Origin of the sequence: Acidovorax sp. 69, from assembly GCF_002797445.1 — a bacterium.
In the GTDB taxonomy this organism is placed as follows: domain Bacteria; phylum Pseudomonadota; class Gammaproteobacteria; order Burkholderiales; family Burkholderiaceae_C; genus Acidovorax.
Map to the genome: position 1 here is coordinate 281,206 of NZ_PGEP01000001.1, position 11,390 is coordinate 292,595.

The window sequence follows — 11,390 nt, forward strand, 5'->3', positions numbered from 1 at the left end:
GAAAAGGTGCCAGGCCCTGGGAGTCTTGTGCCCAATTTTTCTTCAATCCATTTTGAAATTATCTATTCTTGAATTCTCATAGACATATGAATTGATAGATGATTTTGTAAAAAATATCTATTCATATAATGATTCATGAGCCGTCTCAATGATCTGCCCCCCAAAGCCCTGCAAGCCCTGCGCCGCCAGGGTGGCGTGCTGACCAGTGCGGAGCTGCAGGAGCTGCTGGGCGTGAGCCAGCCCACCGTGTCGCGCGCGCTGGCGCCGCTGATCCAGGCGGGCCAGGTGCAAAAGGTGGGCGCAGCGCGCTCGCAGCGCTATGTGCTGCCCCGCACCGTGCCCGGCGTGGGCAACGAGGTGCTGGTGATGCACATTGATGCGCAAGGCCGCCCTTCGCCGTTTGCGCGTTTGGTGCCGCTGGAGGGCGGGGCGTTCTGGGTGGACGAGGTCGATGGCGAACATCGCCGCCATGATGGCCTGCCCTGGTTTCTGGACGACATGCGGCCCCAGGGTTTCATGGGCCGCACCTTTGCCCATGCCCACCCCGAGCTGCAGCTGGGCCATGACCCGCGCCACTGGAGCGACGACGACGTGCTGCGCGCCATGACGCTGTATGGCGACGACCTGCCGGGCAACCTCATCATGGGCGAGGCCGCGTTCCAGCGCTTTCACACCCTGCCCGCGCGCGCATCGCGGGTGGCGTCTGCCGCGGACTACCCACAGCTGGCCGAGCAGGCCATGCGGGGCACCCACCCTGGCTCATCGGCGGGCGGCGAGCAGCCCAAGTTCTGTACCATCACCGCCGGGCGGCATGTCATCGTCAAATTCTCGCCTGCGGGCGACGCACCCGCCGACCAGCGCATGCGCGACCTGCTGGTGTGTGAGCACCTGGCACTGCGCACGCTGGCACAGGCGGGCCTGCCCGCTGCGCCCACGCAGATCTTCACCGGCGCGGGGCGCGTGTTTCTGGAGTCGGAGCGTTTTGACCGTTCATCGCTGCCTGCGAACGATCCGCAGGGTCTGGGCGGACGCATCGGCATGGTGTCGCTGCAGGTCTACAACGCCGAATACGTGGGCGAGATCGACAACTGGGCCGCCACCGCCAACCGCATGGCCGCGCGCCATCTGCTGACGCAGGCCGATGCCCGCACCCTGCGTTTGCTGGAGGCCTACGGCCAGCTCATCGCCAACACCGACCGGCATTACGGCAACATCTCGCTGGTGCTCCAGGGCGACGACTGGGCGCTGTCCCCCACCTACGACATGCTGCCCATGTTGTATGCGCCGGTGGGCGGCGAACTGGTGCCGCGCGATGTGGCCAGCCGCCCGCAGCAGCCCTCTGCCGCCACGCTGGGTGAATGGACCGAGGCGCAGGGCCTGGCGCTGGCGTTCTGGCAGGCGGCGGCGCAGGACGAACGGGTGTCGGCAGACTTCCGGGCCATTGCAGCCCAGAATGCGGGCCATATCGGCCGCTAGCGCTGATTCATAAAGCGCTGGTAGCTATCATTATTGAATATCTGGGGGCTCAGCGCCCCACCACCGACCAACCGGCCTTCTGGTTGTTCTTGTCGTTTTCATACTCCCACCCCGTGCCGCAGCGGTCGCACACGTAGCGGGTGATGGTGACGTTGCCGTCGTCGCGCTCTTCCTTGCGGTTGCCGCGCTGCACCAGCTCGGCGTGGCCGGGGGCTTTGCGCCAGTTGCGCTGGATGCCCTGGCAAGGCTCGCACAGCACCATGGGTTTGAGATCGTTCTGTCGGACTATGTCTTTGGTCAGCATGTGGGGGCAGCCCTGGTGGGCTGTAGTGTGTGGACGAGCGGGCGGGTTTGCGTGCTGCGGGCGGCTACTGTAAGGCACCTGCGCCCGGAATGACACTGCGCGGCCATGAGAAATCAAGCCAAATTGGCCTCTAGCGCTTTATCCGTAAGCGCTGTCAGCTATCAAATCAGGACTCAGTCTCCTGCAGGAGCCAGGGCCTTGGCCATGCACGCATTGCGCAGCACCGCGCCCGCACGCACCCCTGGTGGGCGCTCCCTGGCCCGCTGCACCGGACCAAACGGCGTCAGGCCGCTGTTGCCATGCGCAGCCTGCGCGCGGCGTCCTCATCCCGCGCGTCGTCGATCTCGCGCATCACGGCTTGCATGTCCACGTCGGCATGTGTGGGCGCGTACACGCCGCTCAACGGGGTCTCGTTGCTCAGCAGGCCGCTTTGGTACAGGCTCCAGATCTCGGGGCCGTATTGCGTGCTGCGCAGCTCGGGGGCGAACTGGCCGAAGAAGTCGCGCAGGTTGGCCACGTCGCGCAGCAGCATGCGCTGCGCGTGGTTGTTGCCCGCCGCGTCCACCGCCTGGGGCAGGTCGATGATGACCGGGCCGGCGTGGCCCTCTTCACCGTCCACGCCCGGCAGGTGCGCCAGCAGGATGTTGAACTCCGACAAATCGCCGTGCACCACGCCCGCACACAACATGCGCACCACCTCGGCCACGAGCGTCGCGTGGTGCGTGCGTGCGTCTTCGGGGGTAAAGCTCACATCGTTCAGGCGCGGGGCAGCATCGCCGTGGGCGTCGGTCACCAGCTCCATCAGCAGCACGCCGTCGTGAAAGTTGTAGGGCTGTGGCACCCGCACGCCGGCAGCGGCCAGGCGGTACAGCGCATCGACCTCGGCGCTTTGCCAGGCGGCTTCTTGCTCTTGGCGGCCAAACTTGCTGCCCTTGGCCATGGCGCGGGCCGAACGCGAGTTCTTGACCCTGCGGTTCTCGGTGTAGTCCACCGCTTGCCGAAAGCTGCGGTTGTTGGCTTCTTTGTAAATCTTGGCGCAGCGGGTGTCGTCGCCACAACGCACCACAAAAACCATGGCTTCCTTGCCGCTCATGAGCTGGCGGACCACGGTGTCGATCAGGCCTTCTTCGATCAGGGACTGCAGGCGGGGAGGTGCTTTCATGCGTGCATTTTGCGCCCGGGGCGCATTCCCCTCAGCCGCCAGCGGTCAGGCTGCGCAGGCGCTCATGCTCGGCCCCTTGCCAGTCGGGTGGCAGCTGGTGCTTGGCCTGCAGGTAGTGGTGGGTGAACACATCGAGGTAGGCCTGCAGCGTCTGCGCGGCCAGCGGCTCACCGGCCAGATCCAGGCACAGGCCCGCCACCTCCGAGGTGCAAAAGTGGTCGTCCCGGCGTGAGCGGCGCAGCCGATAGCGTGAGAGCTGCTCGGGCTCCAGGCTCAGCACCGGAAAGCGGTCGATGTAGGGGCTTTTGCGGAACATCTTGCGTGCCTCGGGCCAGGTGGCGTCGAGCAGGATGAACAAAGGGCGCTTGGCCAACGCAGGTTCGACCCCGGCTCGGGGCACCGCCACACTGTCCATCGCCACTTCGGTCACCACCCGTTCAGGCGCCACGAACTCACCGGGAAAGACCACATACGGCTGCCATTGCGGGTCGGCCAGCAGTGTGAGCAGTGCCGGGTCTACCTCGGTGCGGGCCCAGCCAAAGGCGAAGGTATCGGGCACCACATCGGCAATCAGCCAGCCGGTGTTGCTGGGCTTGAGCGGTTCGATGTCGGCCATCAGCAGGCACACACCGGCGCGCGTGGGCACCATGGGGTGCACACCACACAGGCAATGGCTGGGCACCAGGCGGCAGCCGGGGCAGCGCTCGCCGCGCGGGCCGCCGCGCGCCAAAAAGGGCTTGGCGCTGCGCGCCAGCCGCGCTGCACGCAGGCGCGAAACGGCATGGGGAAGGGCGCTGGAGGTGGCGGGTGGCATGGCTCGGGCCGCTGCGTCGGGCACAGACGGGCTCACTGCCCGCCTGCCCGTTCCAGCGCAAACAGCGGTAGCTCGGCCCGCTTGCTCAGCCACACGCCACCGCCCAGCTCGGTAAACCCTTCGCCCAGCGTGCGGCGATAGAGCTGCGCAGGGTGTTTGAACATGCGCGGGTCGGTCACTTCTTCGTCCACCACATCCTGCTCCCAGTCCTCGCGCGCCACGGCCTCCACATACAGCGCGCCCCGGCTCAGGCGGGCCAGGTTGCGCAGGGCCTTTTGCACGTCAGCCTCGTTCAGGTAGGGCAGCACGCCCTGGCAGATCACCAGGTCATAGGGCGTGCGGGCCTTGTAGTCCACCACCGAGCCGCGCTCCCACCCAAAGCGCCCACACAGGTATTCGCTGAACTCCACGCCATGGAACTGCGCCTGCGGAAAATGCCGCGCAACCACATCGCGCCAAAGCCCAATGCCGCAGCCCACATCCAGCACGCGCAGCACCGGCACGCGCAGGTATTGCAGGTAGCTGCACACAAACGCGCCCAGCCGCTCGGTGTGCGCCGGGTCCACCACGCTGGTCTTCTTGTCGAAGTAAAACCGCTGGTAGTACGCCTCGTCAAAAAGGGTTGCTTGCGCACTGGCCGGGGCGTTGCCCACGCCTTGCCCGCCCGCGCTGCTCACTGGTTTCACTGGCTGTTCCTTCCGCCACGGCCCGCCCTGCAAGGGCAGGCGCCGGGCACCTGTTGTTCATTGCGGGGGAGTATCGCGCAGTGGGTGCCCGCCCGGTACCGGGTGCCCGGAGGTGGTGTGTGTGGTGTGGCCCGAAGGGCGCCATGCCGCACCGCTGTGGCAGCGACCCGGGCTGCGCCCTTGAGGCCTGCGCCCCTGTGTTTACTGCGCAGGCCGGTGCAGCGCGCAGATCTTGTTGCCGTCCGGGTCGCGCAGATAGGCCAGATAGAGCTTGCCACCAGGGCCTTCACGCAAGCCCGGTGGGTCTTCGCAGGTTGTGCCGCCGTTGGCCACGCCGGCGGCATGGAACGCATCGGCCTGCTCGGGCGACTGCATGGCAAAGCCGATCGTGCCGCCGTTGCCAAAGGTGGCGGCCTCGCCGTTGATGGGGGTGGTGATGCCAAACGTGCCCGTGGGCCCACGGTAAAAGTAGCGGTTCCTATTGGCCACACCGGGGGGCACACCCAAGGTGCCCAGCAGCGCGTCGTAAAACTTTTTGGACACCTCCAGGTCATTCACACCGACCATCACATGACTGAACATATTGCTTGTCTCCATTGGGGCCCAGGTAGGGCAGTTGAAAGGCGAAGCGATGTTACCGGCTGGCCACCGGCGCGCTGTCGCACAACAGACGGCCGCCAGCGCCACATCACCGGTGCGGCACCACCACGCAGGGTGTGTTTTGCGCCAAAATGCCCCGGAGCGCTTGTTCAATCTTCGCTGTTAGCTATCAAATACAGAGTAATCGCATTCCTCCAGACGAAATCTGCGGCGTGCAGACATCCGCCTTCGCACTGAACACACCATGCCTTCAGCCACCCATCCCGCGCACTTCACCCCCGTCCCGCTCGACAAGGCTTACCGCCTGCTCAACCACGGCCCCACGGTGCTGGTGTCGGCCACGCACGCAGGCCAGCACAACGTGATGGCCGCATCGTGGGCCTGCGCGCTGGACTTTGCGCCGCCCAAGGTGACGGTGGTGCTCGACAAAGCCACCCGCACCCGCGAACTGGTGGAGGGCAGCGGCACCTTTGCGCTGCAGCTGCCCACGCTGGCCATGGCTGCGCTCACCGTGGCCATCGGCACCGACAGCGCCAAAACCCACCCCGACAAACTGCAGCAACACGGCGTAGAGCTGTTCCACACGCCCGGCCACGCCGTGCCGCTGGTGCAGGGCTGTGCCGCCTGGCTGGTGTGCCGCGTCATCCCCGAGCCCCACAACCAGCAGACCTACGACCTATTCATTGGCGAAGTGGTGGCCGCCTGGGCCGACGCGCGCGTGTTCCGCCACGGGCACTGGGAGTTCGACACCGCCCCGACGCACTGCGCACGCTGCACTACGTGGCGGGCGGGCAGTTTTATGCGACAGGCGCTTCGGTGAGGGTATGAAGGTGCGGTGAACGTGCGGTGCACATCCGGGTGAAGGCCCGCGTGTGAGGGCAATGGCAGAAACTTCAAGCCAAATCGGCCCTTGGCGCTGATCCATCAAGCGCCAGCAGCTATCAAACCATGAGCATTCGGGCGCAGCATCGTGCGCCCCTCAACCGCCCAACCAGCCCCCTCCCACCCCCTGGTGAACGGGTGTGTCTTTCACCGCCCTGTGGGGGGCTGGCTGACACAGCCGGGCAAAAAGCAGCCTGCGGCGCAGCGGCATCTACCCGCCAATCGACTGGGGCGGCCCCCGGCATCACTCCATGTCTGACAGCCCCACCTGCTTCAATTCCGCAAACTGGGCTGCCATCGTCGGGTTGCCACGTGTCAGCTTCTTGATCGTGAGGTCTTCGGCCTTGTCGTTGGCCAGGCGCAAATTGTTGGCCGATTTGTGCAGGGCCTCCTTGGTCTTCTCCAGGTCTTTGATGGCCTCGTCAATGCGCTTGACGGCCTCTTCGAACCCGTCCGACGCCAGGCGCCAGTTGCGCCCAAAGGCGCCCTTGAAGTCCTCCAGTTGCGCTTCAAACTTGGTGATGTCCAGGTTTTGCGCCTTCACCAGCGCCAGCTCTGACTTGTACTGCAGCGACTTCATGGCGGCGTTGCGCAGCAGCGTGATGATGGGGATGAAGAACTGCGGCCGCACCACATACATCTTGGGGTAGCGGTAGAACATGTCCACGATGCCGGTGTTGAACAGCTCGCTCTCGGGCTCCAGCAGCGACACCATCACGGCGTACTCGCAGCCCTTTTCGGTGCGGTCCTTGTCCAGCTCTTTCAAGAAGTCTTCGTTGCGCTTTTTGGTGGCCGTCTCGTCGCTCTCGTTCTTCATCTCGAACATGATCGAGACGATCTCGTTGCCCGACTCGTCCACGTCGCGAAAGATGAAGTCGCCCTTGCTGCCGCTGCGAGCGTCGTTGTCCTTCTCAAAGTACGCGCGCGGAAACGCCGTGGCGCGGATGCGGTTGAACTCCGTCTCGCAGTGCTGCTCCAGCGTCTCGCCCACCATCTTGGTCGACAGCCGCGCCTTCATGTCCCTGAGGCGCGCAATCTCGCCGTCGCGGTCACGCAGCTGCAGGGCGTACTGCTCCTTGATGGCGTTTTCTTCCAACTGCTTTTTCACGACCACCAGGTTCAGATTGTTTTGGAGCTCGTCACGCTCGCGCGCCACCACCGTCACCGCCTCAGACACCGCCAGCCTGCGCGCCACCTCGCCCGCATCCAACTGTGCTTTCAGGTGCTGGATCTCGGCGTCTTTTTTGGCCGCCACGCCTTGCAGCTCCTGCGCCAGCCGGGCTTGCGCCAACTGATCCGCCGTTTGCTGCGCTTGCCGCACGCGATCCAGCTCGTTCGCCATGGCATCGCGCTGCTTTTCCACCGCGCTCAGCGCCTGCGCCACCGCCAGGTCGCGCTCCACCGCGCCCGCACCCAGCTGGGCCTTCAGGGCTTGAATCTCGCTGTCTTTGGCGGCCGCCGACTTCTGCAACTCATTGGCCACCTGGGCTTGCGCCAACGCCACCGCATTGCGCTTGTCCTGCTCGGCCAGCTCCAGCCGCTCGTGCAACTGCGCGCTGAAATCCGCGTCGCGCACCTGCTTGAGGATGTCGGCATACCCGGTCTCGTCTACCTTGAAGGCTTTGTTGCAATGGGGGCAGATGATGTCGTGCATGGCGGCTACCGTGTGTCGTGTTTGGTTGGTGGGGGAGCATAGCGGGCACCAGGCAAAGCGACGTGGCGCCGGACACGCTCACGCCCTCGGGCGATGACGCTTTCCGGTCAGCCTACTCTGTGGCACCGCGTAAAGCGGTGAAAGGCACACCTATTCGCCGCACAATTTGCGGTGAATAACCATCATAATCGCCGCATGTGGACCGACAAAGCCCCCCGCCGCCGCACCTACCTGTGGCAACGCCCTGACTGGCCGCAGTGGCGTTTTGACGCGGCCGCACTGGCCGCCCCCCTGGCAGAGGTGCACCGCGCCCAAGGCCACCTGGCAGGGCGCATGGCTGACGTGGGGCTGGCGCAGCGCGACCACGCCACCCTGCAAGCCCTGACGCAAGAGGTCATCACCACCAGCGCCATCGAAGGCGAGGCGCTGGACTTGGACGCCGTGCGCTCCTCCATCGCCCGCAGGCTGGGGGTGGACATTGGTGCGCTGGCCCCGGCAGACCGGCATGTGGACGGCGTGGTGGACATGGTGCTCGACGCCACCCAGCACTACAGCCAGCCACTGACGGCAGAGCGCCTGTTTGGCTGGCACGCCGCTCTGTTCCCCACCGGCTACAGCGGCCGCACGCGCATCCAGGTGGGCGCGTGGCGCAACGATGCCGCAGGCCCCATGCAGGTTGTCTCTGGCCCTGTGGGCCGAGAAAAGGTGCACTACGAAGCCCCACCCGCTGCGCAACTGCCCGCAGAGACCGCCGCCTTTTTTCAATGGTTCAACGCCGCGCCCACCGGCGACCCGCTGATTCACGCCGGTCTGGCCCACCTGTGGCTCGTCACGCTGCACCCCTTTGACGACGGCAACGGCCGCATCAGCCGCGCCGTGGGCGACATGGCACTGGCGCGCGCCGAAGGGACTGCACAGCGCTTTTACAGCCTGAGCGCCCAGATCCAGCGCGAGCGCAAGCACTACTACGACCAACTGGAAACCACCCAGCACGGCCCGCTGGATGTAACGCCCTGGCTGAGCTGGTTTCTGGGCTGCCTGCTGCGCGCTGTACAAGGCGCAGCAGGCTTGCTGGCCGGCGTGCTCGGCAAAGCACAGTTCTGGCAACGCTGGGCCGACGTGCCAATGAACGCCCGGCAGACGCTGGTGCTGAACCGCGTGCTCGATGGCATGGAGGGCAAGCTGACCAATGCCAAGTGGGCGGCGATGGGCAAGTGCTCATCGGATACGGCGCTGCGGGATATCAACGACCTGTTGGAGCAAGGTGTGCTGGCGCGGCTGGAGGGTGGTGGACGGAACACTGCCTATATTTTGGTCAAATAGGCCGCTAGCGCTTATGCAGAAAGCGCTAGCAGCTATCAAAATGATATTCGGCGTACTGCCTGCGTCTTCCACGCCGCAAACCCCGACGGCCGCAGACCGTACCGCGCCAACACCCCTTCATGCAAGCGACACAGTTCATCCACGATGAGCAAATGCACGGCAGCGCCGCCGGGCTCGGGCACCCGCGCGGCTACGGCGTGGGCGATAGCGTGCAAGGCGTCTTTGCCCGAGTGCATCACCACCGCGTGGGTGGTCTGCTTGATCAGATCGGGGTAGGCCAGCCGCAACGGCTCGGTCGGGGTCAAATTGATCGGCTGCCTTGGCTGGTTTGCACTAACTGTCGGTTAGCAGGCTAGTTGATGCATGTGGCGCGATTTCAGACGTTGTGGCGCGATTTGGCGAATTGCGCCATTGGCAGCTCTGCGGAGGCGGAGCCTTACAGATACGGCCGCATGACATTGGCCACGCGGCACACGTTATCAAACCACGACGGGTCGCCTGCGGTGGCGACATGCTTGGCCTCCGCCAACTGCGCAGCAGCTTGCTGCGCGTCGCGCGCATGATCCAACGCGTTCGCCAACCCATCGCGCTCGTTGCTGACCGCGCCCAAAGCCCCCAACACCGCCAGCTTGCAGGCGCACCTCACCGGCAGCGGGCTGGGCCTGCAAGGCCTGAATCTCTGCATCTTTGCGGGCCGCTGCGCTTTGCAGCTCATGGGCGAGCTTGGCCTCAGCCAAGGCAATCGCGTCGCGTTTTTACCGCTCGGCCAGCTCCTGCCGCTCGTGCAACTGCTTGGCAAAATCGCCATCGCCCACCTGCTTGAGGACTTTGGCGTATTCAGCTTCGTCGCTCTTGAAGGCTTTGCTGCAGTGAGGGCAGATGTTTTCACGCATGGCGACTGAGCCTTTTCTTGTTGAACGGACTGGCAGAGGTTGTCACTTAATCATCAGCGCGAGGCGGCGTACAAAAGCTATTCTTGAGAAATTTGCGTCTACCTCTCGCCGAATATTTATAACCAGCGATCAAAAGCGCCGTGGTTAAGCCACGTGCCCGCAGAATTTGACCAGAAAGTCATTTTTATCGGCCACATAGGCACTCGTATGGACCCTGTACACCATCTTCAGATACGCGTAGGCGTGGCAGTCTGCGGGTTCTGGAAAAGCTATTGCCTTTGTATGGGACCGACTAAAAGTCCAAGATCACAAACACACTCTTTGCAGTGTCATAGAGGACGAGAATCGAGTAAATAAATGAAGCCGTCAATGCTGCTTGAAATACATCTGAAGATACTAGGATAGGTAAATTCTTCGCGGACTCGAGCGCAAGAATTAATAGCGAAATCGCTATCAAAGTGACTTGCTCTTTGATCGATAGAAACATCTCTCTCCTAGTGGAATTGAAAATTTCTCGCTGTCCGGTTTTATCAATTATTTCTCTAATTTTTGTGAGTACTATGCCGAGTGTTGCCGTGTTAACAGCCAGAAGCGCAACTTGTATATTTGTAATATTTGATTTCAAAAAATCAAATATAAAACTTGACTGCACATAATTTAATAAAAATTGCACTGCGCATGCAATTCCCAAGCAAGCAAAAGCCGTTTTCAACACATTAGCGCTCATTTCAAGGCGGCTCGAATTATTTCGACAATTTCATTGGCATCGGCTGTTATCTCAATTCCCGATAGATGTACTTCTCGTCTCGAAGTAGACGTTTGAAATCGCTTTCTAATACCCTTAATTTTCAGCTTTATATCCCCAGCACCCTTACTGGTGTATTCGACTAATCCTTGAATAGTCTCGTTTGATTGGTCTATGTCAAGTGAAGATGATGGATCGGATCGGAGTGTAAGCTGCTCCTTTACTGCATTTGTTTGCTTTCCTAAGTTTTTTAACGTATTGGCCAGAGTTTTTGAAATATTGGCCATGTTGGGCGTTATAAATTCAAATTCGACCCAAGTTATTCGATTGCTGTATTGATTCACAAGCCCCCAAAAATAGGACTCGTTAAACATTGATTCTATTTGGAGGCTCAGCCCAATTTGGTCTAGGGCGACTCTTGTCCCCCGGAGAATGATGTTTGCTACTGTATCGGTGTTAGCAAAGGCGGAGACACGCTCTTGAATAATTAAAAGTTGATCGTCCGGGTTGTTCAAAATGTAGGCTTCTATGTGCGGCCAATTTTCAATCTTCTCACGTCGGGAGTCCGCCGTTTCCCTGGTTAATGGCCTGCTAGGGGCAAGCTTTACACGAAAAAAATCTTGCTGAACTTCTTCAATTGAAATATTCACCTCTACCCGCTTGTGACTGATTTTGGGCAAATGAGTAAGTGCCTCTGCAAAAAAGTCATTCTTACGCGCAACTATTTCCTCAACCGAAAAATTGAGATAAAGATCTTTAGTTTCATTTCGATCCAAGGGCAGCAGCTGATAGCGGTACGCTCTAAATATAGTATGTGTGCTCATATTTTTACCCTTGAATGATTTTTTGGT

At 61.9% G+C, this 11,390-nt stretch carries 12 protein-coding genes and 1 pseudogene; 4 read left to right on the plus strand and 9 right to left on the minus strand.

The window, feature by feature from the left end; genetic code table 11:
* Positions 1 to 135 precede the first annotated feature (135 nt).
* Positions 136 to 1,476, plus strand: a complete 1,341-nt coding sequence (gene yjjJ / locus CLU85_RS01300; protein ID WP_100408705.1) for a type II toxin-antitoxin system HipA family toxin YjjJ — start codon at positions 136 to 138, stop codon at positions 1,474 to 1,476.
* Positions 1,477 to 1,525: 49 nt separating this feature from the next.
* Here the strand turns inward: yjjJ and CLU85_RS01305 are convergent, their stop codons facing one another.
* The 5 genes from CLU85_RS01305 to CLU85_RS01325 all read right to left on the minus strand — a co-directional run bounded on the left by CLU85_RS01305 (position 1,526) and on the right by CLU85_RS01325 (position 5,024).
* Positions 1,526 to 1,777 (minus strand): hypothetical protein, encoded by a 252-nt coding sequence (locus tag CLU85_RS01305; RefSeq protein ID WP_100412314.1) that lies wholly within the window; start codon positions 1,775 to 1,777, stop codon positions 1,526 to 1,528.
* A gap of 286 nt (positions 1,778 to 2,063) precedes the next feature.
* On the minus strand, positions 2,064 to 2,942 hold the full coding sequence (locus tag CLU85_RS01310; RefSeq protein ID WP_100408706.1) for a PA4780 family RIO1-like protein kinase: 879 nt from the start codon (positions 2,940 to 2,942) through the stop codon (positions 2,064 to 2,066).
* Positions 2,943 to 2,973: 31 nt separating this feature from the next.
* Entirely contained in the window at positions 2,974 to 3,756 is a 783-nt protein-coding gene (locus CLU85_RS01315) for a tRNA-uridine aminocarboxypropyltransferase (RefSeq protein WP_100412315.1), read from the minus strand.
* 32 nt (positions 3,757 to 3,788) lie between these two features.
* Positions 3,789 to 4,442 (minus strand): trans-aconitate 2-methyltransferase, encoded by a 654-nt coding sequence (locus CLU85_RS01320; protein WP_369858142.1) that lies wholly within the window; start codon positions 4,440 to 4,442, stop codon positions 3,789 to 3,791.
* Positions 4,443 to 4,643: 201 nt separating this feature from the next.
* Positions 4,644 to 5,024: a VOC family protein gene (locus CLU85_RS01325; RefSeq protein WP_100408707.1), complete on the minus strand. Its 381-nt coding sequence runs from the start codon at positions 5,022 to 5,024 to the stop codon at positions 4,644 to 4,646.
* A gap of 262 nt (positions 5,025 to 5,286) precedes the next feature.
* Between CLU85_RS01325 and CLU85_RS01330 the strand changes: the two are divergent.
* A pseudogene (locus CLU85_RS01330) lies at positions 5,287 to 5,870 on the plus strand (flavin reductase family protein).
* Between the two features lie 298 nt (positions 5,871 to 6,168).
* Here CLU85_RS01330 and CLU85_RS01335 read toward each other — a convergent pair.
* The gene (locus CLU85_RS01335; RefSeq protein WP_100408708.1) at positions 6,169 to 7,578 is read right to left on the minus strand and encodes a DUF2130 domain-containing protein; all 1,410 of its coding nucleotides are present in this window, start codon (positions 7,576 to 7,578) and stop codon (positions 6,169 to 6,171) included.
* A 195-nt stretch (positions 7,579 to 7,773) separates the two neighbouring features.
* Between CLU85_RS01335 and CLU85_RS01340 the strand changes: the two genes are divergently transcribed.
* A complete protein-coding gene (locus CLU85_RS01340; RefSeq protein WP_100408709.1) occupies positions 7,774 to 8,901 on the plus strand; it encodes a Fic family protein in 1,128 nt (375 codons plus the stop codon).
* Between the two features lie 35 nt (positions 8,902 to 8,936).
* Here CLU85_RS01340 and CLU85_RS01345 read toward each other — a convergent pair whose 3' ends face one another.
* Together CLU85_RS01345 and CLU85_RS23545 are read right to left on the minus strand one after the other, a co-directional pair.
* Positions 8,937 to 9,206: a hypothetical protein gene (locus CLU85_RS01345; protein WP_100408710.1), complete on the minus strand. Its 270-nt coding sequence runs from the start codon at positions 9,204 to 9,206 to the stop codon at positions 8,937 to 8,939.
* 131 nt (positions 9,207 to 9,337) lie between these two features.
* Positions 9,338 to 9,481, minus strand: coding sequence for a hypothetical protein (locus tag CLU85_RS23545; RefSeq protein WP_157803900.1), 144 nt, complete (start codon positions 9,479 to 9,481; stop codon positions 9,338 to 9,340).
* A gap of 13 nt (positions 9,482 to 9,494) precedes the next feature.
* Between CLU85_RS23545 and CLU85_RS23550 the strand changes: the two genes are divergently transcribed.
* Positions 9,495 to 9,803: a hypothetical protein gene (locus CLU85_RS23550; RefSeq protein ID WP_100408711.1), complete on the plus strand. Its 309-nt coding sequence runs from the start codon at positions 9,495 to 9,497 to the stop codon at positions 9,801 to 9,803.
* 714 nt (positions 9,804 to 10,517) lie between these two features.
* Here CLU85_RS23550 and CLU85_RS22885 read toward each other — a convergent pair.
* Positions 10,518 to 11,363 (minus strand): hypothetical protein, encoded by an 846-nt coding sequence (locus CLU85_RS22885; RefSeq protein ID WP_157803901.1) that lies wholly within the window; start codon positions 11,361 to 11,363, stop codon positions 10,518 to 10,520.
* Positions 11,364 to 11,390: the final 27 nt, after the last annotated feature.

What these genes read in the sequence shown, in the direction of transcription:
- yjjJ (WP_100408705.1), top strand. Translation starts at nt 136, where the DNA reads ATGAGCCGTCTCAATGATCTGCCCCCCAAAGCCCTGCAAGCCCTGCGC.
- CLU85_RS01310 (WP_100408706.1), bottom strand. Translation starts at nt 2,942, where the DNA reads ATGAAAGCACCTCCCCGCCTGCAGTCCCTGATCGAAGAAGGCCTGATC.
- CLU85_RS01315 (WP_100412315.1), bottom strand. Translation starts at nt 3,756, where the DNA reads ATGCCACCCGCCACCTCCAGCGCCCTTCCCCATGCCGTTTCGCGCCTG.
- CLU85_RS01325 (WP_100408707.1), bottom strand. Translation starts at nt 5,024, where the DNA reads ATGTTCAGTCATGTGATGGTCGGTGTGAATGACCTGGAGGTGTCCAAA.
- CLU85_RS01335 (WP_100408708.1), bottom strand. Translation starts at nt 7,578, where the DNA reads ATGCACGACATCATCTGCCCCCATTGCAACAAAGCCTTCAAGGTAGAC.
- CLU85_RS01340 (WP_100408709.1), top strand. Translation starts at nt 7,774, where the DNA reads ATGTGGACCGACAAAGCCCCCCGCCGCCGCACCTACCTGTGGCAACGC.
- CLU85_RS22885 (WP_157803901.1), bottom strand. Translation starts at nt 11,363, where the DNA reads ATGAGCACACATACTATATTTAGAGCGTACCGCTATCAGCTGCTGCCC.